Below are 22,330 nucleotides of genomic sequence, written 5' to 3'. Positions count from 1 at the left end.
CATGGCTCCCAGCAAGGCAAGGCATGCGCGGGCTCAGTCGCTGGCCCAGCGCTTCTATGCAGGGCGCTACGCCGACATCGTGCGCGAGCACATCGACGGCCCCCACGAGGCGGAGCTCTCCTCGGACCTGCCGTTCCTCGTGGGCGCGCTGGCCTTCGTGGGGCGGCTCGAAGAGGCGCGGGCGCTCTTCTCGGGCCGCAGGCGGCGCAAGGACGTGCCCGAGGGAGACCCGACCCTCGTCGCTGCGCGCTTCTTCCTCGCAGTGGCGTACTGCAGGGCAGGGCGGCTGGAGGAGGCGAAGCGGGAGGTCTCGCTCAACCTGCGCGCGGCGTCGCGCCACGGCGGGCCGCTCTCGCGCTTCTACGTGCTGCAGGGGATGGGCTGCTACCGCTACTTCACGGGGAGGCTGCGCCAGGCGGCGCGCCACGCCCTCCGCGCGCTGGAGTACGCCTTCGTGGCCGCGTTCCCCTACGGGCGGTTCCTGGCGACGGACCTGCGCGGGCACGTGCTCGTCCAGCTCGGGGCGGTGCAGGAGGGGCTCTCGCTCCTGGAGACGGCGCGCACGCTCGCCGGGGCGCTCGATCTCGCAGGAAACGCGACGGCGCTCGATTTCGCGCTGGGCATCTACCGGGCGCGCTTCGGGGTGGTGCAAGGGCGCGAGGCCATCGCCATGCTGAACGACCTGCAGGCGAGGACGCGGCCCGACGACTCGTACTCGAAGCGCTCGCTCTGCATCGAGATGGCCTCGCAGTACGCGCTGGCGGGCGAGGGGGACGTGGCCTGGGGGCTGCTTGAGCGGCTCGGGACCGAGCAGCTTCCGGACGGGGGCGACGTGCGGGCGAGGATCCGCTTCCTGCTCGCCTGCGCCAACGTGGCGCGGCTCCGCTACGGGGCGCCGAGCATGGCGCCGTTCGTGAGCGAGGCGCGCGCGCTGGTGGGGGCGCATGAGGACATCGCCCTGGAGCTCGACGTGTCCTGCATGGAGATCCTGGCGACCGACGACGCCGAGGAGCGGGCGCGGATCGAGGCGCGGCTCCGGGCGCTGCACCGCCGCTCGGGGATCTCGCGGGTGTGGCTGCGCGAGGGGCGCGCGGAGTCGAGCCCCCCGGCACAGCTCGGCGCCGAGGTGCTCGAAGAGGACCGGCTCGGCGCGCTCTATGCGGCGTGCCTGCGGGGCTCGCCGGAGCTCGGCTCGCGGGTGATCGCGACCGGGCACTGGGGGCTCTTGCCGCTCTGCCTGGGGTTCGCGCCAGGCAGGCGTTTGATGCTGCTCGACCGGCGCCTCGTCGTGGAGGACCACGGCAACGTGACGGTGGTGAGCGACGTGTCGGACGGCACCCGCACCTTCCTGCGGGCGCTCGGCGGCGGCGAGCGGCACAGCAAGGAGGACCTGCTCCGGCTGGTGTGGGGGATCGGCGCTTACCGCCCCGACGCGCACGATCCGGTCATCCACACGGCGGTGAGCCGGCTCCGGGCGCTGCTCGGGGTGCGCGGGCACTGGATCGAGGCGGTCTCGGGCGGCTACCAGCTCGCGGCAGGCGTCACCCTGGTGGAGCTGTCGAGCACGCTCTCGTGCAGCAAGCCCGCCGAGGTGGGAGCGACCCCAGAGCGCGTCCCGGGGGCCGACCTGCAGGCCGCTGGCGAGGGCGCCGCGCCGCCCCCCCGAGCCACGATCTCACCCGCGCCGTCCGACGCGCAGGTACCGGAGCGTGACGCGATCGTCGCCCTGCTCGCCCGCGAGGGCCCCGCGTCGAGCACGGAGCTCGCCACGCGGCTCGGGGTCTCGGAGATGACGGCGCTCCGGCGGCTGCGCCAGCTCGTCGACCAGGGCGTCGTCCGGCGCTCGGGGAAGGGCAAGAACACGAGATACGGGATCGGGAGCAACGCTGATGAAAGCTGATCGCAGGTGTTCGTGGGTCCTCGCCGCGCTGTGGATGGTGTGCGTCGCCGGTTGCGGCAGCGGCGGGGGTGAGGACCGGGACGACGACGACGACGGCGACGAGGCGGAGTCGTCGAACGTCACCAACACCCTCTACCGGGTGCCGGTCCCGGAGGAGCTGGAGTCCTGGGCGTCGTACCCGGTCGAGGTCGCGGAGTTCAGCCGGGAGGAGGGGGACACCGTGAAGATCGAGTACCTCTTCCCGACCTGGCTCGTGGGCCTCGGCCAGGAGGTGGAGCTTGTGGGCCAGTTCCCCGCGGGCGCGACGTCGTTTCCGGTCTCGGCCGGGGTGCACGGGGACGGCACGTGCACGGTGGAGGGCACGCGCATGGTGTGCACCGAGAACCTCCCCGGCCTCGTCGTGGACCGCGCCAGGGCGGAGGCGCTGATGCAGGCGCAAGGCCTCGCCGCGGAGGACATCACCCAGCGGCTGCGGGTGACGGACGTGTTCTCCGTCGACCCGATCGGCATCTTCGAGTTCGACCTGCCCTGAGCCGCTCGGGAGTGGCGCTCAGCTCCGCTCCCGAGGCGGAGCGGCGAAGCTTCGCGCCGGGAGGCGTGGCGCCGCGGAGCCTGGGGAGCGCGGGGAGCCTGTGGAAGTTCGGGAGCGCGGCGCGAGGTCCTGGAGACAGAAGCGCAGAGCTTCCTGCAGGTTGCGGTAGGTGGAGAAGACCGACAGGTCGATCCCGAGTGCGGTCATGGTCTGGGCGACGGGCGGGGTGAGGCCGCAGAGCAGCACCTTGGCCCCGAGGAGATCGACGGCGCGGCTGATGCGGAAGAGCTGGTCGGCGGTGGTGGTGTCGACGGTGTCGACGCCTGTGAGGTCGAGGATCGCGAAGCGGGCCCCGACACGCACCACCTCGGACAGCAGGCGGTCCATGATCTGGGCGGCGCGGCCGGTGTCAATGGTGCCGATCAAGGGCAGGGTGATGACGTTGTCCCAGAGCTGTAGGATGGGCGTGGACAGGTCGAGGATCGCGCGCTGCTGCTGGGTGATCACCGCGAGCTGGCGGCGCAGCTCCTCCTCGCGCCGCTTGGTCTCGCTGATGTCCCGGAACGCGCCGTAGAGCCGGGTGACCTTGCCGTCCTCGATGTGGGGGCGCCCGGTCGCCTGCACGTTCACCCGGTTGCCCTTGGCGGTGATGATGTCGAGTTCGACGTCGTACTCCTCGCCGCGCTGGCAGCGCGCGACGGCGTCGGCGATCACGGGGACGTGCTCCGGCGCGTAGAAGTTGATGCCCTCCTCGACGTTGGGCACGTAGTCGGGGGACACCTCGTGGATGCGCGCCGTCTCGGTGAGCCAGGTGAGCTTGCTGGTGCTCATGTCGAGCTCCCATCCGCCGACGCGTGCGAGCTCCTGGGTGTACTCAAGAAGCTGGTAGCGGTGCGCCTGCTCGGACTCGCGGTGCTTCGCCTCGGTGACGTCGCGGACGACGCCCACCTCGCTCTGCGTGCCGGGCTCGTCCCCGGCGATCACCCGCCCGATCTCTTGCCACCAGCGGATCTCGCCCAAGCTGGTCTGCACGCGGTACTCGACCGTGGTGCTCGTGCCCGGCTGCGCGAGGCGCGCCCGGTGGGCTTGCAGGAAGTGCTCGCGGTCCTCCGGCAGGACGGCCTGCAGCCAGGCACCGAAGCGCTCGGGGAGACCGGCTTCGGCGTGGCCGAGCATCTCGCAGAAGCGCGGGGTGAAGTGCGCGGTACATGTCGGATCGAAGGTCGTCTCGGTGTCCAGCGCAGGGATCTCCCACAGCCCTTCACCAGCGATCTCGAGCGCGATCCAGGCGCGCGCCGGGCTCTGGTGGATCCCCTGAGTGCTGCCCATGCTTTTCCTCTTCCTTGGCTCCTCCTGCCACGCTGTGGTCCAGGGAACCCTCTGTGCCTGGTGGCACGGACCCCACGTAGGGGGCGCACGCCAAGCCTTCAACAGACCACATGTGCGCGGTCTGCGGCCCAGAGAAATGTGCAGCATGAAAGCGGGAAAACCACCCGCGCGTGCTCACGGTGGTCGAGGTTACGGAGGCAGATCGTGTGGCTTCATGAATGGTGGAGAGCCTCACCGAAGAGAACGCCGCGGTCGGTCGCGTGATGCGCCCCGAGCGTCGCCACGGGGCGCACCAGGCAGGGACACGGACAGGGCGCGGAGACACGTGCGCAGCGCGTCCTGCAGGTTGCGGAAGGTGGAGGACGCGGGCAGTTCGATGCCGAGCGCGGTCATGGTCTGGGCGACGGCAGGGTTGAGGCCGCAGAGCAGGACCTTGGCGCCGAGGAGGTCCACGGCGCGGGTGATGCGGCAGAGCTGATCGGCGGTGGTGGTGTCGACGGTATCGACGCCGGTGAGGTCGAGGATCGCGAAGCGGGCCCCGACGCGGACCACCTCGGAGAGGAGCCGGTCCATGATCTGCGCCGCCCGGTTGGCGCTGATGTTGCCGATCAGGGGCAAGGTGATGATGTCGTCCCAGATCTGGATGATGGGCGTCGAGAGCGCCTGGATGTCGCGCTGCTGCTCCGTGATCACCGCGAGCTGGCGCCGCAGCTCGTCCTCGCGGCGCTTCACCTCGGTGATGTCCCGGAAAGAGCCATGGATGTTGACGAGCTTGCCGTCCTTGTACTGCGGGTGCCCGGTGGCCTCCACGTGGCGCCGGTTGCCCTTGCAGGTGATGATGTCGAGCTCGATGGCATAGGGCGTGCCGCGCACGCACGCCTCGTAGGCCGCGCCGATCAGCGGCCGGTGCTCGGGCGCGTAGAAGTTCACGGACTCCTCCATGTTGAACTTCCGGCCAATCTCTGCCTCGTGGATCCGGTAGGTCTCGTCGAGCCAGATGCCCAGGTCGGGCTCCTCCATGTCGATCTGCCAGCCGCCGACGTGCTGGACCGCCGCGCAGTACTCGAGCAGCTTCCAGTGGCGCTCGTCGTGCTCTCTCTTGCGCTCGGCCCTGGTGACGTCGCGGACGACGCCCACGGCGCGCAGCGATCCAGGCTGCTCTCCGGGGAGCACGCGCCCGACCTCCTGCCACCAGCGCACCTCGCCTTGCCGGGTGAGGACGCGGTACGTGAGGGTGGTGGACACCCCTTGCTGCGCGATGCGCGCCTCACGTGCTCTGCGGAACGTCTCCTGATCCTCCGGCACGACGGCGGCGGTCCAGCTCCCGGCGACGCGCGGGAAATTCTCCTCCGTGTATCCCAGCATCTCGCAGAAGCGAGGCGCGTAGTACGCGGGCGCATCGTCGCGCAGGGGCGCATCGAGGGTCAGTTCGGACAGCTCCCACAGGCCGTCGCCAGAGATCTCGAGCGCGAGCGCTTCCAGGCTCGCGCCCTGCTGGGCTTCATGACGACTTCCCATCCTTCGTTCCTCCGCAACGCCGCCACCTGGTCGCGCGAGCCTGTGGCTCTGCCGCGGGACCTCTCCAGGTACGGCAAGACCCTCACAAGAGCATGGGTGGAGGAGCGACCGATCGAAAAAATGGAGACGTGCGGAGTGTCACGCGCGAGCGGTTCGCGGGGAGTGGGTCCCCGTCGGGGTTCACTCGCGGCGAGGCGAGCGGACGCGAGTCCCCTCGTCGAGACTCAAATGTCGATGTCGCCGAAGTCCCCGCCGAAGTCCCCGCCGAAGTCCCCGCCCAGATCTCCGTCGTCGACCTGGGACGCCTCCACATCGTGCGGGTCATCCATCGGGCCGGCGCTGGCCCCGTCGGCCCCATCGAGGTCGTGCATACCCCCGAAGAGCGAGTGGGCGATGGAGCTGCCGATGAAGCTGCCCGCGATGCCCGCGAACAGGGTACCTCCCAGGCCGGAGCCCATGCCCAGGGCGCCTCCGGCCCGTCCGCCGAAGGTGCCCTCCATGAACCCCGGCTGCCGCACCTCCGCGCGGGTCGCGGCGCGCGCGAGGGCGCGGGGATCGTCGCTCGCAGGGCGCTCGGACGGGTCGATGTGCTGGCTCATCTCCTGCAGCACCTGCTGCCGTTGCTCGGGTGACAGGCGCGCGAAGGCCTCCTCGTGCGCCTGCTCGATGGCGTCGGGCGGAGCCGTGCGCAGGAGGTAGCGGTAGCGTTCGATGGCCTGTGCGCTGGCGTCGCCCGGCGGTGCAGCGCCGCGCGCGGGAACGGGGGCGCGCCTCGTCTGTGCGGCGCTGTCGTCAGTCCCCAGCAGCTTGTCGAGAAAACCCATGCGCTTGTCTCCCTGTTGCCCTTGGATCGGACAGGTTGGAGGCATCGCACGCCGCGAGCGCGACCCTCCCTGACTTCGATGACCGAAGCGGACGTTGCGTTTGCAAGAGGCGCGGATCAGGCGCCGGGCAGGGGCAGTTTGCCCCGCATGTGGAGGATCTCCAGACGCACGGTGGCGCCCGCGGCGGCGAGCGCGGCGGTGAGCGCGGCATCCTCGGAGACGATCTGCATGTAGGGGGGATCGGGGAGCGCGTGGGGATGGATGGCGTCGAGCAAGGGCGCGGCGAGGGTCGGGTCGAGCACCCGGAACGGGAAGGCGCCGGGGAAGTGGGGATCGAAGGACGCGAAGGCGAGGGGAGGCGTGCCTTCGCGGTGGGGATCGACGAGCGAGAGCAAGACGTTCCTCGCATTGCGGCGGGTCTCGGCGATCTGACCTGCGGGCATGGCGAAGGTGGCCTCGATGGCCGCGTCGTCGGCGGGGGTCACGGAGCGCTCTGGCATCGGGCGCGCGCCGCGCGGTAGCCGCGGGACGAGGTCCCAGCCGAAGCGAAAGGCCGTCGAGAGGTGCGCGGGGGCCATGCCGACGGAGGTGTAGAGGCGGATGGCTGCCGTGTTGTCGGGCTTGACGTTCAGGCACCACCGACCGCATCCCGCCTCCACGAGCCGCGAGGCGACGCCCGCCATGACCGCGCGGCCCACGCCGCGACCGCGCTGGTCGGGGTCCACCACGATGTGGCGCACGTAGCCGGTCCCCGAGAGGACCTGGACGTAGGCATAGGCGACGGCGCGGCCGGCCGGCTCGTCGAAGAAGACGGTGGCCGGCGCCATGGTCTCGGTCCAGCGCTCCGGGGGAGGGACCGGGTCGCCCGTACCGAGCTCCTGGAAGAAGCGGCTGAAGCACGGGTAATCGGCGGCTGTCGCGGGGCGCACGGTGAGCGCGGCGGGCGCGATGGGTGCTGGAGGCGCGGGGGGCGCAGGGGACGCAGGGGGCGCGGTCGCGGACATGTGCCGAGCGTAGCCGAAGGGCCCGGCCCTGGGCCTCCGGGAGGCGTCAGGCCATGGTAAGGTCCCGGCCGATGCTTGGCCGTGTGCTCGCGATCGCCCTCAACACGTACCGGGAGTCGGTTCGTGCCCGCATCCTTCTCGGGCTCGCAGGAGTCGCGTTCGCGGTCGCGTTCTACTCGATCACCGTGGGGGCCTACACGCTCCGGCAGAGTGCGCGGGTGGTGAGCGATCTGGGCGTCGCCTCGATCTCCGTCTTCGGCGTCGCGGTGGCGATCATCATCGGCGCGACCTCGCTGCACCGGGAACTGGAGCAGAAGACGCTCTTCCCCATCCTGGCGCGGCCCATCCGCCGGGGCGAGTACCTGGTCGGGAAGTACCTGGGCACGCTGCTCACGGTCGCGGTGTTCGTGGCCGCGGACGTGGGCCTTCTCTTGCTGATCTGTGCCGGCATCGGCGGCGCCTCGCTGTGGACGGTGCTCGGCGCGGGCCTGGCTGCGGTGGTCGCGATCGGCGTGGCCGCGTGGCGTATCCCGCCGCTGCGCACGTACGGGTTCATCCCCTGGGCGGTGGCGATGCTCGCGTTCGGGATCGCGCTGTCCGGGGTCTCGCCCGGTGAGCGGCGGGTGCTGCTCGTGGGGAGCGGGCTCGCCCTGCTCGAGGTGGGGATCATCGCGGCCTGGGCGACGTTCTTCGCGTCGTTCTCCACCCCGTTCCTCTCCTCGGTGCTCACGCTGGGCATGCTCCTCGTCGGACGCAACGCGGACGACCTCGCGAAGCTGCCGCGCAAGTACTTCCCCGAGTGGATCACCGTGCTCGGCAAGGGGGTGGCGAAGGTGGTCCCCAACCTGCAGATCTACGTGCCAGCGCGGCCGCTGCTCGCGGGCGAGGCGGCCGATGTCCACCTGCCCACCTACCTCGGCTGGACCGGGATCCACGCCCTGGCCTGGACGGTGGGGCTCCTGGCCGTGGCCACCTTCATCTTCAAGAGGCGTGACTTTTTGTGACGTCGGGCAGCACGTCGGGTGGCACGCCAGGCGGCACGCCAGGCAGTACGTCGAACAGCACGTCGGGAGGCGCTTCAGGGGGAGCGCCGGGCGGCGAGGCAGGGGGCGGAAATGCGGGGAAGACCGGGACCGCGAGAGAGCCCCGGTCGGAGCGCCGCTTCCAGCACCTGGTGCGCGTGCTCCGGGCAGTCCTGGGGGTGGGTGCCCTGATCGCCGCGGTGACGGGGTGGGTGATGCTGTCCGGGGAGCGGGAGATCGCGGCGAGTTCGGAGGCGCTGCGTCGGGGTGACGCCTACGAGGCGGCGGTGCACGCGCGGCGCGCCGCCGGCTGGTACGCGCCGGGGGCGCCGCACGTGCGGGTGGCCTACGAGCGGCTGATCGCGCTGGCCACCGCCGCCGAGGGGCTCGGCAATGCGGAGATCGCGCTGCTCGCCTGGCGCGGCGTGCGCACGGCGTCGCTGGAGACGCGCTGGCTGGTGACGCCGCACGCTGCGGATCTCGCGCGCGCGAACACGGCGATCGCGCGCCTGTCGGCGGCCCAGCCGCGCCCGCCGGGGACGCGGACCGAGCCGGCTTCCGTGGTGGAGCGCGAGCAGCTCGCGGCGCTCTCGCGAAACGAGGCGCCCCGGACCGCGTGGGTGGCGGTGCTGGTCGCGGGGTTTCTGGGGTGGGTCGGGGGTGCGGTGTGGGCTCTGCGGAAGGCCGCACGGCCCGATGGCAGCGTGTCGTGGAGCAACGCACGGGCCGGGGTGCTCCTGTGCGCTGTGGGCGTGGCTGCGTGGCTCGTCGCCATCTGGCAGGCGTGACGGGGAGGAGGACGCGCGCAGGGTGTCGTGGGGCGATGACCTGGGGCGAGGGGTGCCGGGTACTTGCGGCCTCCGTGCGGCCTCCGTAGCGTCGAGAGCCATGAAGCGGCAGGGTGCGTGCGGGACGGGGGTGCTGGGCAAGGCGGGCGCGCTCCTGGTTGCGGTGGGGATGCTGTCTGGAGCGGGGCTCGGCGCGTGCTCCGCAGCCTCGGAGGGCGGGTCGGGCAATCCGACGGGCAGCACGGGAGGCGCTGGCGGCGTGGGCGGGGCAGGCGTCGGGGGAGACACCTCGGTCGGCGGCGGGCTCACGGTCGGGGTTGGCGGCGGGCCTCCGTCGGTCTGCACGGTCAGCGAGAGCGACGAGAGCGGCGTGGTGCCGACGTGCGAGGACAAGGCGCCAGCCGACGCCTTCGCGCCCGAGGTGCAGTGGACGTGGACGGTCCCCGCGGCCCCGAGCGGCAACATGACCGGCAGCTACGCGACGCCGCTCGTCGGCAACTTCACGGACGACAACAGCGATGGCGCGATCGATCTCTGCGACATCCCCGACGTCGTGGTGACGACCCTGTACAACCTCGATGGTGGGCTCGGGCTGGCGACCGGGAACATGCACCTCCTGAGCGGTGACACAGGGCAGCTCCACTTCACCTATCCCGGAGAGGTCGATGCCTTCGTCTCCCCCTCCTTCGGGGACATCGACGGCGACGGCCTACCCGAGGTGGTGACCGCAGACACTGCAGGCCACCTCGTCGCGTACGAGCACGACGGGACCTTGAAGTGGACGGGAGATCTGGGGGGCTACCGGACCACCCTCTCGTCCGCGTATTGCGCTGCCACGGCCATCTACGATCTGGACGCGGATGGCACGCCGGAGATCCTGTTCGGCTGGGAGGTGTTCGACAACCAGGGCCACAAGCGGTTCGGGGATCCGACGAATGCCTCCGAGCACGGCGGCACCTACTGGTGCGTGACGCCCACGGCTGCCGATCTCGACGACGACGGGAAGCTCGAAGTGGTGCTGGGCCACGAGGTGTTCCGGTCCGACGGGTCGCTCTTCTGGAAGCTTCAGGGGTTCACCCCGGGGCAGCCGCAGGTGGCGAACCTCGACGCCGATCCCGAGCCGGAGATCCTGCTGACCACGCAGAACGGCATCAGCGTGATCGAGCATGACGGGGCGGTGAAGTTCGGGCCGGTGCGACCGACCGGGAGCGCTGCCTCGCCGAACTGCTGGAGCAAGCCGTCGGTGGTGCACGACTTCGACGGTGACGGGGTGGCGGACGTCGCCATGGGGAGCTGCGACGACTACACGGTGTACAGCGTGGGCCCGGCCGGACTGACGCCCCGGTGGAGCCAGAGCGTGCAAGACATGAGCGGTCTGGCCACGGCGACGGCCTTCGACTTCCTGGGTGACGGGGTGGCCGAGGCGATCTACGGCGACGAGTCGCAGATCTACGTGTTCGACGGACAGACGGGGAGCGTCCAGCTCACCTCGCCCCGCCAGTCCGGCACGCTGATCGAGTACCCGGTGGTCGCCGACGTGGACAACGACGGCTCTGCGGAGATCATCTACGTGTCGAACTACCCCGCCGGTACGGACGGGCCGACGGTGACGGTGCTCCGGGACGCGGAGGAGCGCTGGATCCCAGCGCGGCGCATCTGGAACCAGCACTCGTACCACGTGACCAACGTGCGCGAGGACGGGACCATCCCGCAGCACATGAAGAAGAGCTGGGAGCTGCTCAACACCTTCCGAACCAACGCCCAGATCAGCGCGCAGGGAGAGTGCGTGCCGGCGCCGCCGCAGTAGCTCCCCCTCCTTCTGCGAGGCGCGCTCCTTCTGCGGGGCGCGCGGTGCGGATGCGGCGCGGGTGCGGAGGCTGCGCGCTTCAGCGCGGCGCGCGGCGGGCCGTCTCGCAGATGCCAGCGCGCACCGCGTCAGCAGGGAGCGCGGGGGCTGGCTTCTCCTCGCAGGCGATGTCGGGGTCGAGGGGGTTGAGGCCCACGCCGTTCCAGAAGGCCTGATCGGCCTCGGGGCCGTCGCCGCCGTGGAGCAGGCCGTGCAAGGACCACCAGCGCCCGACGCTGTTGCGCACGTCCTCCACCTTCTCGACGAGGGGCGCCGCGCTGCCCTTCTCGCCGGACGCGAGGAGCGCGGCGGCGAGGCTGCTGCGCGCCGTGGCCTCGTGCGGCGCGAGCACCTGGGCCCGGGCGAGCTGGGTGGCCGCGGCCGTGTGGTGGCCTCGCTCGTCGAGCAGCTCGCCGAGGCGGAGGCGCTTCGCCACCTCCTTGCGGTTGGGGACGCTGCCCCAGGGCAAGAGCTCCTGCGGCACGTCGCGCGGCGTGGCGGAGAGCCAGCCGCGCCACCGCTTGTCCCAGCCGGCGAGATCGGCCCCGGAGACCGCGGCGATGGCGCGATCCACGTCCTCGGCGCTGTGGGCTTCCTTGAGGCGGACGAGGAGCTGGGGGAGGGCGTCGTCGCCGTTCTCGGCGGCCCAGTACCGGATGAAGCTCGCCACCTCCGCGAAGGCGACCGACGCCTCCTCCGCGGTGGGGAGCATGGCGATCGAGGGCCCCAGCTTGTCGAGGGGACGCCCGAGGCCCTTCTCCAGGCCGAGCAGTGCCACGGCGTCGACCGGGGGAATGTCGTCGAGGGGGTCGGGGGCGCGCCAGCGGACCTCCTCGCGCTTGGCGACGCCCTCCTGCAGCCAGAGGGGCGCGTTGTCGCGGGTGCCGCGCGAGAGCGCGAGGTGGGTCATCTCGTGGGCCAGGGTGTCCAGCCAGCCGTAGCCCTGCAAGGTGGCGCGCGGGGAGATCATGATCACCCGGCCCCACTTGGCGACGGCGACCGTGCCGGTGGTCTGCGCCGCTTCCAGGGGCAAGCCGGTGTGCGCCGCGAGCGTGTGCTGGTCACGGACGAGATCGATGCGGAGGGGGCGCGGCAGCTCCACGCCGAGGTCCTTCGCGAGCACGGCGCGCACGCGGTCGGCGACCTCGGCGAGGAGCGGGACGAAGGCGCGGTCGTCGTCGTCCTGGAGGCGCACCCAGATGCCGCGGGGCTGGTCCTCGACGACCACCGTGGCCGCCGTGGCTCGGGCGCACCCGCGGGCGATGTCGCCGAGCGCCGCGCCCTCCCGGGTGGCGGCGAGGTCGGGCCGGGCGAGGAGGGCCGCCGCCGCGTCGCAGTCGGCGTCGTAGATGAAGAGGCGCCCCTGTTCGAGCGCGAGGGAGGGATCGGAAGGATCCGCGCCCTCCAGCACGGCGCGGGCTGCGCCGAGTTCCATCTCCAGGATGGCGTCACGCGCCCTGCTCGCGCGATCGAGGTCACCGAGCGGGAGGCTCCCGGACGCGGTCCCGGAGGCCAGGACCAGCGCTGCGAGCGCGAGAGGCGCGGGCCGGATGCGTCGCTTGCCGTTCATTTCAACAACCCCTCTGCATAACGCCGTACGGCCTCCCGGAGGCGGGGATCGCTGGGCTTGCCGAGCCCCTCCAGCACCCGCTTGCGGAACTCCTCCGGGGCCTGGTGCTTGTCCTTGCCAGGGACGTCGGCGTCCTTGGCCATGCGCTTGCCGTCGCTCGACTCACGCTGCGCCTCGCTCTGGCTCTCGTCCTGGGGCTCCTGGGACATCTCAAGAAGCCGCTGCGCCTCGCGCTGGCGCTGCAGGCCCCGCTCCCCGTCGCCCTCGCGCAGGGCCTGCTCCGCCTCGCGCATCGCCTGCTCGGCCTCGCTGAGGCGCTCCAGCATCTCCTCGGGCATGCTGCTGTCACCCTGCTCGCCCTTGCGCTGGAGGTCCCGGGCCCGCTCGGCGAGCCCCTTTTCGCGCTGGCTGGAGCGCTCCAGCGCCTCGCGCGCCTGCTCGGACTGCGCCTGCCGGAGCCGCTGCAGCGCCTCCTCGGCCCAGGCAAGCTCCTGCTGCAGGGTGCCCGCCGCGCGGCCTGCCTCGCGGCCTGCCTGCTCCTCGGTGATCATCCCGCCCGCGCTCTCGCCCCGGCGCTGCGCCTCCTTGAGCGCCTCCATGGCCTGCTCTCCGCTCTTCACGGCCTGGTTCAGGTCCCCCTGCTCCAGCGCACCGGCCATCGACTCGGCCTGCTCTCGGCCGCTCGTGGCGGCGCCCTCGGCGGAGGTCTGGGGCGCGTCGGAGCGCGGCAGCTTGCCCACGGCCTCGCGGATGGCCTCGGCGTGGCGCCGCGCCTCCTCGCGCAGGGCGCGCATCTCCTCGGGGGACATCGCCTGTTCGAGCGAGTCCTGCACGGCTTCCACCTCACCCGCGTGGTCGCGGGCCAGCTCCTCCAGCTCGCGCCCTATCTCCGCGGCCTCCTCGTCGGCCTCGGAGCCTTCGCCTGGCTGGGGCGTGCCAGGTCCCCCGGCCTCGACGCCGCCGTGCCCGTGGCCATCACCGACGCCGCCCCCGCCCCCGCCGCCCATGAAGCTCGGATCGGGCTTGCGGAGACGCGCGGCGAGATCCCGCGCGGCGAGTTCGGTGTGCGGCCAGTCCTCCGCGGCGCGCGCCCGGGCGATACGCCGCAGGTCGTTCGCGATCAGCTCCCCGAGGTCGAGGCCGAGATCGCCGAGGCGGAGGAGCTGCTTTCCACCTCCGTCGAGCACCAGGGTGGAGGCATCGAGGCGCGCCGCCCCTGCCGCCTTGTCTCCGCCGATCACCGCGACCGCCCCGTTCGCCGCTTCGTCGGCGACCTCGGCGAGGCGACGCGCCACGAGCTGGGAGTCGCGGGCCCCGAGCCCACGGACGCCGGCGTCGAACGCGAGCAGCGCGCCCTCGGTCTCGGCGAGCAGCGCGTCGTGGGTCTCCCGCCCAGGCTTCTGGCGCTCCGCGTCGAGCGCCCTGGCGAGGCGGGTGAGCTGACCCCGGACGAGCGTGGCCGCGCGGCCGCGGACCTTGAGGCCCCCGTAGTCGCCCCCGAGCGCCTTCGCGATGACGGCGACGGCTTTCTCCTGCATGGCCGCCTCCTGCGCGGCGTGCCCCGCGCCGCCCTTCGCGCCCGCGCCAGTCGTGGCCGGCGGAGGCTGCACCATGCGCTCGGCGAGCAGGTCGATGAGGGCCGCGCGCGCTTCGACCATCGCCGCATAGCGCAGCGCCTCGGGCTCGCCCACCTGGGGAGGGATGACGATCAGCGGCTCGCTGCGCCCCCACTTGGGCCCCGTCACCGGATCGTTGTCGCGGGCCTCCACCCGGATCTCCACGGGCACGTAGACGCGCCGGAAGAACGGATCCTTGCTGCGCAGCTCGTAGCCGCCGCGGTCGGCGAGCGCGTCGGCGGCGGGGCGGGAGAGGACGCGGCGCTCCTCGCGGGTGCCGGCGCGCAGGACGAGGTCCACCTCGCGCAGCCCGTGGTCGTCGCTGACCTCGTAGCGAAGGGAGATGCTCGGCTCGTCGAGGAGGCGTACCGTGCGCGGCGTGCCGACGAGGAGCACCCGCGGCGCGTCATCGGGGATCGAGCCCACCCGCTGCTCGTCGGCCTGGGGGATGAGCACCGCCCCGAACCGCGCCGCGATCCGGAGCGTCGCCGACTCGCCGAGGGTCCAGCGCGCGACCACGCCCCCGGCGCCGTCGTCGGCGAAGGGTACCTCGGAGCGCCCGTCGGTGAGCACCAGGGTGCGCCCGAGGTGCAGCGGCTTGCCGTGCACCTCGACCACCGCGCCGCGCGGCTGCAGGGTGGGCGTGAAGGGGTAGAGGATCTCGCTGCCTTGGCGCAGGTACTCCGGCGGCGTGGCGAGGACGTTGACCTCCTCGATCCAGGTGAGCGGCACCGGCGCCGTGCCCGCCCTGGCCGCGAGGACGTCGAGGCCTTCGAGCACCCGCAGGGGATCGAGCGCGGTCGCGGCGACGCAGGCGCCCGCGAGCCCGAGGCCCCCGAAGGCCCAGCGGCCGGCGATGCGCGCCGCGCGGGCGCGGATGCGGTCGAGGGGCGCGCGGGCGATGGCCCGGTCGAGGTGCAGCCGCGCGAGAGAGGGCGAGCCCACGCTGGGGTCGACCACGGCGCGCTCCGCGAGGCGGAGGGCGCGCAGCGTCGACGCGGCCAGGTCCGGATCAACGGTGCCCACCACCTTCCGGACGGTGCGCCGGGGATCGGCGCGGCGCCGCCGGACGACCAGCGCGCGGACGAGGAGACCGAGGTAAAGGACCGCGAGCCCGGCTGCCGCGAGGATCCGGGCGCGCGGGGTCCCTGCGCGGGCGACGTGCGCGGCGGCGAGCAGGCCTGCCACGGCGAGGGCCGTGAGCGCCTGGCGCGTGGAGGGGCGGACCTCGGCGTCCCAGAGCGCCCGGAGGCGGGCCAGGGCGAGGTGGTGCGCGGCGTGGTCCATGCGGGAGGCAAGGGTAGCTGGCGCGTCTGGGGGATCCAGCGGAAGCAGCGGCCGCGCGCGACGTCGACCGGTGCTCTCGGCGTGCCCCCCCGCGGCTTGCCTGGATCGGCCGCGCGACCTCGCTTGCAGGCCATGGCCCGTCATGGTCTCGTGCGTCCGGTCTCCGGCCCGGGACCGTGGTCCAGGGCCCACGGCGGGATCGTGCCCACGACGCTCGACGCGCGCATCGTCTTCTCCCTGTCCCTGCCCTTCGTGGTGGGTTGCTCCGCAGCAGCCCGGAGCGAGGCGGAGCCTCCGGGCCCCGTCGCGTGGCGCGCGCACCCCACTGCGTGCGGCGCCATCGCGGAGATGCCCGGCCCGGTGCGCGAACGCGGGATGCAGGAAGGTCCGACCTACGCGCGCGTCGCCTGGGGCAAGGACGTGGACGGGAGCCGGTACGAGATCGCCTGCTTCGACCTGCCGGAGGCACTCGACGCCTCTGGCCGCGCCGAGATGCTCGCGCAGGTCGAGCGCTGGATCAGCACGCCGCCCGGGACCCGCATCGTGGAGCGGCGGCGCGTGGAGGTGAGCGGCACCCCCGCGGCGGAGCTGCGCCTCGCCCTGCCGGACGCGCGCGAGGGCCGCTACCGGAACTTCATCGTCGACGGGCAGCGGCTCTTCGAGGTGAGCGTGGTGGGCCCCTCGGGGGACGCGCTCCACGCAGGCACCGAGCGCTTCTTCCGCTCCTTCCGACTGCTCACGCTTCCTGCGGAAGCCGCGCCGTCCCCATGAACGCGCGCACCGGGCTCGCGCGCACCGGGCTCGCGCGCATCGGACTCGCGCGCATCGGACTCGCGCGCTACTGAGGAGCAGGTCGCTGTTGGTCGACCGGGACCGCTCGGATAAGCTCGCCCTGCATGCTCAAGGCACTGCTTCACCGCAAGATGCGCGGGGGACCGGCGGAGCGCGCCGAGGACGATCCGGAGGTCGCGATCCGCCGCGAAGACCAGCTCGTCTCGGCAGTGGGAGAGCGCCTCTCGTACCTGGACCCGGCGATCGCGTGGACCTTGCTCCGGAGCGCGAGCGAGCCGCTGCACGGCCCTCCCCTCCCCGAGGCGATGCCCGCGGGCCTGACCACCTGGTCGTTCTGGCCCCGGCTCGCGCCTGGCGCGCTGGCGCGGAACGCCCGCTACGTGGAGCCTGACCTGCTGATCTCCTGGGGAGAGCTGGTGATCCTCGTGGAGGCCAAGCACGCGGGAAGTCAACACGTGGCCCAGTGGATCGAGCAGGTGCGCGCCGCGCGCGCCGCCCCGGACCGCGCCGGCAAGCAGCTCTGGATGATGGCGGTCGGCGGTCACGACCTCCTCTCCACCGCGTCCACCGCATCCCAGCGCGACGAGTTCGCGAAGGCGGTCGGGACCGAGCCCACGGCCCTCCTGCGCGTGCGCTGGGAGCTGCTCGTCGAGACGATCCACGACCTCCTCCGCACCCCGCGCGCGCCGGGCACCGCCGCCATCCTGCGCGACATGCTCGCGGCACTCGCGGCGTGGGGCTACCGCCGCCGCCAGGAACTCGGCTCTCTGCCCAGGTATGCCCATCGGTACCGGCTGAAGACCACGGCCGCGGCGCTCCAGGCCTGGAGGTTGCCGTGAGCATGCAGCCCGAAGACCTCGCGCCGGCACTCGCCGACGTGCGCCGCGCCTACCGCCTCCTGCAGGTCTACCATCGCCGCGTCTGCGATCTGCTCCAGACCTTCGACGAGGCCGTCACTGCGCAGGGCCTCGCGTTCGTCGACTGGGGGCCCCTCAACGTGTACCGCCTGCCGAAGCGCCGCAAACCGTTCTTCAGGCCGGAGATATGGGCGTGGGACCTCACGCCCGCTTACCAGGTGCGCTGCACCTGGGAGCAGAGCACGAAGGGGCACGCGCGCTGCGTGATCGTGGAGGTCATCGCCGACACGGGCTACACCACCGTGAACGACGGCGAGCCGGATCCGGCCACCTTCCAGGACGAGTCGGCCTCGGCGACCGAGATCCACGTCGGGCTGTGGTCGGCTCACACGAAGCGGGTCGACTGGAAAGCCGCGCAGACGCTCCTGAAGAGCGTGCAGGGCTGGGAGCAGGGTGGTCCCCACCTGGTGAGCGTGGGCGGCATCCAGCACGCATACGAGCGCCTGCGCCTGGACATGGCGGCGTTGACCACCATGGATGCCGTGCGTCAGCAGATGATCACGCCGGTCACCGACTGGCTGCGCCGGCCCTGAGCGCGCTCACACCTGCCGCACCGCGGCGAGCGCCTCCGCGTACTCGTCGACGAGCGGGTGCTTCGGCAGCACGGCGCAGAGGCGCCCCAGCTCGTCGAAGCGATCGAGCTGCAGGTCCCGGCCCCGCTTGAACATCGCCCAGGGGTCCCCGTGGTCCATGGCGCAGACGATGATCGACTGGAAGTTGTCGATCTTGTCCGCCAGGGTGATCGCCTGCGCCTCCCAGGGCTTCGTCGGGAACGCCTCCAGGTAGCGCTTCTTCCGCTCCTCCCAGGGCGCCGACCGATCCTGCTCGGTCGCCATCTTCACGAGCGTCGCCACCCGCTCCCCGAAGCGCGCCGCGAGGTCCGCGAAGGTGACGCCCTGGTCCTCGATCACGTCGTGCAGCGCGCCTGCCGCCACCACCTCCTCGTCGAAGCCGTGCCGCGCGAGGATGACCGCGACCCCGGCCAGGTGGCTCACGTACGGGACGTCGACGCTCGGGTACTTGCGCCGCTGCGACCGGTGCCACACGGCGGCCTGATCGAGCGCCCGTTTCAACAGCAGACCCATGGCCCTACTTTAGCCTGTCTCCCTGTGTTACGCCCTGCCCCCCTGAGTTCCTTACCTCCTCGCTACCTTCCCGCTTCGACAAGGAGGCCCTCCCGTGACCTCTGCCAGAGCCGTCACCACGGCCCACGCGCCCGCGCTCCGACGCCTCGGTCTCTTCGACGTCATCTGCATCGGTGTCAACGCGACCGTCGGCTCCGGCGTGTTCGCCCTGCCCGACGACATGCAGCGCGCCATGGGCGGATGGTCGCCGCTCGCGTACCTCCTCTGCGCGTTCCTGCTGCTCCCCGTCGCCCTCTGCTTCGCCGAGCTCTCGGGCCGGTGCGACGAGACGGGAGGCTCGTACATCTACGCCCAGCGCGCCTTCGGGGATCGCATCGGCTACCTCGTCGGCTGGTTCTGCTGGACGGCGGCCTTCGTGAGCTGGGCGGCGAACACCACGCTCTTCGTCGAGCTGCTCGGCGTCCACGGCCTCGCCGGTAAGGCCGTGTGCGTGGCGATCATCGCCGCGCTCGGCGCCATCAACTACATCGGCGTGAAGCCGGGCTCGCAGGTCGTGAACCTGTTCGTGATCGGGAAGCTCGCGGCCATCTTCTGCTTCCTCGCGGGCGCCGTCTTCGCGCTCGACCCCTCGCGCCTCGGCGGCCCGCTCCCCCGGGGCCTCTCCGGGGTGGGCACCGGGATCTACCTCGCGCTCTTCCCGCTCCAGGGCTTCGAGGTCACCCCCATCCCCGCCGGCGAGGTGAAGGACCCGCGCCGCAACATCCCCCTCGCCACGGTCGGCGCCCTCCTCTTCTCCGCGCTGCTCTTCATCACGGTCCAGGCCGTGCTCGTGGCCTCCTACCCCGCGCTCGACCAGCCCTCGCAGAGCCCCCTCGCCGACGCCGCCACCCACCTCGGACCGCGGCTCGGCCTCATCGTCCTCGTGGGCAGCCTGGTGTCCATCGGCGGGTTCAACGCCGGCAGCGCCCTCGGCGCGCCCCGCTTCGCGCAAGCCATCGCCCGGCGGGGTCTCTTGCCGGCGCCCATCGCCCGCGTGCACCCCCGCTTCCAGACGCCCCACACCGCCATCACCCTGACCACCCTGCTCGCGGCGTGCCTCGCGATCTTCTTCGACTACCGGCGCCTCGTCGGGATGTCGAACATCACCATCGTCGTGCAGTACGCATGCACCTGCCTCGCGGTCCCGGCGCTGCGCCGCATCGATCGGGTCGCGCGCCTCGCCCCCGCCTCGGGCGGCGCCCCCAACGAGGACGCCGCCCGGTGGACCGTCCCCTTCGGGAACGTCATCCCTTTTGCCGGTGCGGCGGGCTCGCTGGTCCTGCTCGCCGGCGCCGAGCAGGCGGAGGTGTTCTTCGCCCTGGGAACGCTCTGTCTCGGGGCCCTGGTGGCTTGGCTCAGCGCAAGGGTGCGCCCTAGCGGCTGATGGTTTCGCCCGACATGACAGCGCCTCCTCGCTGAGCGAGACGGTGCGGCCACACCGGACCTCCCGGCCGTGCATCGAAGAGGCGCACCACCATGCAGCGATCCATCGAGATCTGGCCAGGCCACCCCTATCCCCTCGGCGCCACCTGGGACGGCGCCGGCACCAACTTCGCGCTGTTCTCGGAGGTGGCGGAGCGCGTCGAGCTCTGCCTCTTCGACGAGGAGGGCCAGGAGACCCGCATCAACCTGCCGGAGATGAGCGGGTACGTCTGGTATGGCTACATCCCGGATGTCGGCCCCGGGCAGCGGTACGGCTACCGCGTCCACGGCCCCTGGGATCCTGCCCGCGGCCTCCGCAGCAACCCGCACAAGCTCCTGCTCGACCCGTACGCGCGGGCCATCACCGGAGAGGTGACCTGGAACGAGGCGCTCTTCTCGTACCGCTTCGACGACCCCGAGGGTGAGCTGAACACGATGGACAGCGCGCCCTACATGCCGCGCGGGGTGGTCATCAACCCCTTCTTCGACTGGCGCAACGACCGCCCGCCGCGACACCCCCCGCACAAGACGGTCATCTACGAGGCGCACGTCAAAGGGATGACCGCGCTCCACCCGCGCGTCCCGGAGCACCTGCGGGGCACCTACGCGGGCCTCGCCCACCCGGTCATGATCGATTACCTGAAGTGGCTCGGCATCACCGCCATCGAGCTGATGCCGGTGCACCAGTTCGTGCACGACCACTTCCTCGTCGAGAAGGGGAAGAAGAACTACTGGGGCTACAACACCCTCGGCTACTTCGCGCCCCACCACGAGTACGCCGCGAGCTCCAGCCCCGGGGACCTGGTGCGCGAGTTCAAGGCCATGGTGCGCTCCTTCCACGAGGCCGGGATCGAGGTGATCATCGACGTGGTGTACAACCACACCGCGGAGGGCAACCACATGGGCCCGACGCTGAGCTTCCGCGGCCTCGACAACCCGAGCTACTACCGCCTCGTCGCCGACAACCCCGCCTTCTACATGGACTACACGGGGTGCGGGAACTCGCTCAACATGAAGCACCCCCACGTGCTGCAGCTCATCACCGACTCGCTGCGCTACTGGGTGCAGGAGATGCACGTCGACGGCTTCCGCTTCGACCTGGCCTCGACGCTGGCGCGCGAGTTCCACAACGTCGACCGCCTCTCGGCATTCCTGAACCTGCTCCACCAGGACCCGGTGCTCAGCCGGGTGAAGCTCATCGCGGAGCCGTGGGACGTGGGCGAGGGCGGCTACCAGGTGGGCAACTTCCCCGGCCGCTGGGCAGAGTGGAACGGGAAGTTCCGCGACACGGTGCGTGACCTCTGGCGCGGCGAGGAGGCCACCATCGCCGAGTTCGCGAACCGCTTCACCGGCAGCTCCGATCTCTACGGCTCCACCGGGAGGCGCCCCTTCGCCAGCGTCAACTTCGTGACGGCACACGACGGCTTCACCCTGCGCGATCTCGTCTCCTACAACGAGAAGCACAACGAAACGAACGGTATGGACAGCGCCGACGGCGAGAGCCACAACCGCTCGTGGAACTGCGGCGCCGAGGGAGACACCGACGACCCGGCGATCCTCGCGATCCGGCGGCGGCAGCAGCGCAACCTCCTCGTCAGCCTGTTCCTGTCGCAGGGCATCCCCATGATGCTCGCCGGCGACGAGCTGGGGCGCACGCAGCGCGGCAACAACAACGGCTTCTGCCACGACGACGAGATCACCTGGGTGCACTGGGACGACGCCGACGATGATCTGCTCGAGTTCACGCAGAAGCTCATCCACTTCCAGCACGAGCACCCCGCGTTCCGGCGGCGGCGCTGGTTCGAGGGGGCCTCGATCCGCGGCTCCAACCTCACCGACATCGGCTGGTTCCGGCCCGATGGACAGGAGATGACCGACGCGGACTGGCAGATGACCTTCGCGCGCTCGCTGGCAGTCTTCATCCACGGCGAGGGGATCCCGAGCCCCGATCCCTACGGTCGCCGGGTCATCGACGACAGCTTCTTCCTCATCTTCAACGCACACTGGGAGCCGCTCGATCTGCAGATGCCCCCCGCACTCGAAGGCGGCTGGGAGAAGCTCATGGACACGGCCGCAGAGCCGAGCTGGTTCGAGACGCCCGCCAAGGTGGACGGCAAGGTCGAGGCCCAGGGTCGGAGCGTGGTGCTCTTGCGCAAGCGCCGGAAGCAGGAAGATCGCGGGCTCTGGCGCTGGCCCGAGGCCATGATCAAGCAGCGCATCTAGTACTGCGTACCCTGGATCAGGGACCTGCGGTCCCTACGCTCCCGCTGGTCGGTACTGCGTACGGCAAATCAGGGACCTTCGGTCCCTACGCTCCCGCTGGTCGGTACCCCCGCGGCTTCGCTCGAACGCCGTGCCGAGGACCCGGGACGAACATTGGAAATGGAGTATGGCCCGGCCTCGATCCACCGCGTGCTGGGAGCCGGGTCGTCCCTGCCTGGCACGGCTTACCGTGCGTCGGAGTCCGGAGATGTCCCTGCCGGCTCCGGCGCATCGTGCGTCGGAATCCGCGGAGGTCCCTGCCGGCCCCGGCGCCCCGTGCGTCGGAATCCGCGGAGGTCCTTGCCAGCCCCGGCACACCGTGCGTCGGAATCCGGGTCTGTCCCTCGGCTCCGTGGAAGGGGTGCGGTCGGTTGCCGACATGGCCATTCCCGCCGGGGGAATGGGTGGGCCGTCTTGACCTCCCCGGGAACTCCGGCGCCGGAACCCCTGCTGTCGGAAAGCCTCTTCGACGCTTCCCGCGGCGGAACGAGGCGGGGGGATCGCTCGCCGGTTCCCCCCGCGGGCAAATCGTAGGTCGGCGGCCCCCCCCCCCTTTCGGGCGCGGAAATCCGTCCGT

At 71.7% G+C, this 22,330-nt stretch carries 17 protein-coding genes; 10 read left to right on the top strand and 7 right to left on the bottom strand.

All coding sequences use genetic code 11. The features are described 5' to 3' along the window. Position 1: 1 nt before the first annotated feature. Together CAP_RS12780 and CAP_RS12775 are read left to right on the top strand one after the other, a co-directional pair. Positions 2-1,900 (top strand): winged helix-turn-helix transcriptional regulator, encoded by a 1,899-nt coding sequence (locus tag CAP_RS12780; RefSeq protein WP_156040741.1) that lies wholly within the window; start codon positions 2-4, stop codon positions 1,898-1,900. Continuing rightward, positions 1,890-2,432, top strand: a complete 543-nt coding sequence (locus CAP_RS12775) for a hypothetical protein (protein WP_156040740.1) — start codon at positions 1,890-1,892, stop codon at positions 2,430-2,432. The genes CAP_RS12780 and CAP_RS12775 overlap by 11 nt, the downstream gene beginning before the upstream one ends. Positions 2,433-2,450: 18 nt before the next feature. Here CAP_RS12775 and CAP_RS44395 read toward each other — a convergent pair whose 3' ends face one another. The 4 genes from CAP_RS44395 to CAP_RS44385 form a co-directional block, all read right to left on the bottom strand. Further along, positions 2,451-3,761 carry a PAS domain-containing protein gene (locus tag CAP_RS44395; protein WP_052374972.1) on the bottom strand — a complete coding sequence of 437 codons (1,311 nt, stop codon included), beginning with the start codon at positions 3,759-3,761 and terminating at the stop codon, positions 2,451-2,453. A gap of 231 nt (positions 3,762-3,992) precedes the next feature. Then, positions 3,993-5,279 (bottom strand): PAS domain-containing protein, encoded by a 1,287-nt coding sequence (locus CAP_RS44390; RefSeq protein ID WP_052374970.1) that lies wholly within the window; start codon positions 5,277-5,279, stop codon positions 3,993-3,995. Positions 5,280-5,503: 224 nt separating this feature from the next. Then, positions 5,504-6,103, bottom strand: coding sequence for a hypothetical protein (locus tag CAP_RS12760; RefSeq protein WP_044240360.1), 600 nt, complete (start codon positions 6,101-6,103; stop codon positions 5,504-5,506). 116 nt (positions 6,104-6,219) lie between these two features. Continuing rightward, on the bottom strand, positions 6,220-7,107 hold the full coding sequence (locus tag CAP_RS44385) for a GNAT family N-acetyltransferase (RefSeq protein ID WP_052374968.1): 888 nt from the start codon (positions 7,105-7,107) through the stop codon (positions 6,220-6,222). A 71-nt stretch (positions 7,108-7,178) separates the two neighbouring features. Here CAP_RS44385 and CAP_RS12750 point away from each other — a divergent pair, with 71 nt between their 5' ends. The 3 genes from CAP_RS12750 to CAP_RS12740 all read left to right on the top strand — a co-directional run bounded on the left by CAP_RS12750 (position 7,179) and on the right by CAP_RS12740 (position 10,724). Then, positions 7,179-8,111, top strand: coding sequence for an ABC transporter permease subunit (locus tag CAP_RS12750; RefSeq protein WP_044240357.1), 933 nt, complete (start codon positions 7,179-7,181; stop codon positions 8,109-8,111). After that, on the top strand, positions 8,108-8,917 hold the full coding sequence (locus CAP_RS12745) for a hypothetical protein (RefSeq protein WP_231511404.1): 810 nt from the start codon (positions 8,108-8,110) through the stop codon (positions 8,915-8,917). The genes CAP_RS12750 and CAP_RS12745 overlap by 4 nt, the downstream gene beginning before the upstream one ends. Before the next feature lie 100 nt (positions 8,918-9,017). Next, positions 9,018-10,724 (top strand): FG-GAP repeat domain-containing protein, encoded by a 1,707-nt coding sequence (locus tag CAP_RS12740; RefSeq protein ID WP_044240355.1) that lies wholly within the window; start codon positions 9,018-9,020, stop codon positions 10,722-10,724. Between the two features lie 79 nt (positions 10,725-10,803). Here the strand turns inward: CAP_RS12740 and CAP_RS12735 are convergent, their stop codons facing one another. Together CAP_RS12735 and CAP_RS12730 are read right to left on the bottom strand one after the other, a co-directional pair. Continuing rightward, positions 10,804-12,333, bottom strand: a complete 1,530-nt coding sequence (locus CAP_RS12735; protein ID WP_044240353.1) for a peptidase MA family metallohydrolase — start codon at positions 12,331-12,333, stop codon at positions 10,804-10,806. Next, positions 12,330-15,236, bottom strand: coding sequence for a DUF4175 family protein (locus CAP_RS12730; protein WP_044240351.1), 2,907 nt, complete (start codon positions 15,234-15,236; stop codon positions 12,330-12,332). Before CAP_RS12730 ends, CAP_RS12735 begins: the two co-directional genes overlap by 4 nt. Positions 15,237-15,437: 201 nt before the next feature. Here CAP_RS12730 and CAP_RS12725 point away from each other — a divergent pair, with 201 nt between their 5' ends. The 3 genes from CAP_RS12725 to CAP_RS12715 all read left to right on the top strand — a co-directional run bounded on the left by CAP_RS12725 (position 15,438) and on the right by CAP_RS12715 (position 17,478). Then, positions 15,438-16,007, top strand: coding sequence for a hypothetical protein (locus CAP_RS12725; protein WP_156040738.1), 570 nt, complete (start codon positions 15,438-15,440; stop codon positions 16,005-16,007). A gap of 125 nt (positions 16,008-16,132) precedes the next feature. Beyond that, positions 16,133-16,867 carry a hypothetical protein gene (locus CAP_RS12720; RefSeq protein WP_044240349.1) on the top strand — a complete coding sequence of 245 codons (735 nt, stop codon included), beginning with the start codon at positions 16,133-16,135 and terminating at the stop codon, positions 16,865-16,867. Between the two features lie 2 nt (positions 16,868-16,869). Continuing rightward, positions 16,870-17,478: a PM0109 family protein gene (locus CAP_RS12715; protein ID WP_044240347.1), complete on the top strand. Its 609-nt coding sequence runs from the start codon at positions 16,870-16,872 to the stop codon at positions 17,476-17,478. A gap of 6 nt (positions 17,479-17,484) precedes the next feature. Here the strand turns inward: CAP_RS12715 and CAP_RS12710 are convergent, their stop codons facing one another. Next, complete coding sequence (locus tag CAP_RS12710; RefSeq protein ID WP_044240345.1) at positions 17,485-18,030, bottom strand: HD domain-containing protein; 546 nt, start codon at positions 18,028-18,030, stop codon at positions 17,485-17,487. Positions 18,031-18,124: 94 nt separating this feature from the next. On the opposite strand from CAP_RS12710, the gene CAP_RS12705 reads away from it, so the two are divergent. After that, complete coding sequence (locus CAP_RS12705; protein ID WP_044240343.1) at positions 18,125-19,453, top strand: APC family permease; 1,329 nt, start codon at positions 18,125-18,127, stop codon at positions 19,451-19,453. 92 nt (positions 19,454-19,545) lie between these two features. Beyond that, a complete protein-coding gene (gene glgX, locus CAP_RS12700) occupies positions 19,546-21,714 on the top strand; it encodes a glycogen debranching protein GlgX (RefSeq protein ID WP_063748683.1) in 2,169 nt (722 codons plus the stop codon). Positions 21,715-22,330: the final 616 nt, after the last annotated feature.

The sequence above is a fragment of the Chondromyces apiculatus DSM 436 genome (assembly GCF_000601485.1).
GTDB lineage: Bacteria > Myxococcota_A > Polyangia > Polyangiales > Polyangiaceae > Chondromyces > Chondromyces apiculatus.
Note: the sequence above shows the minus strand (reverse complement) of the source record. Positions and strands in the feature narration are given on the sequence as shown.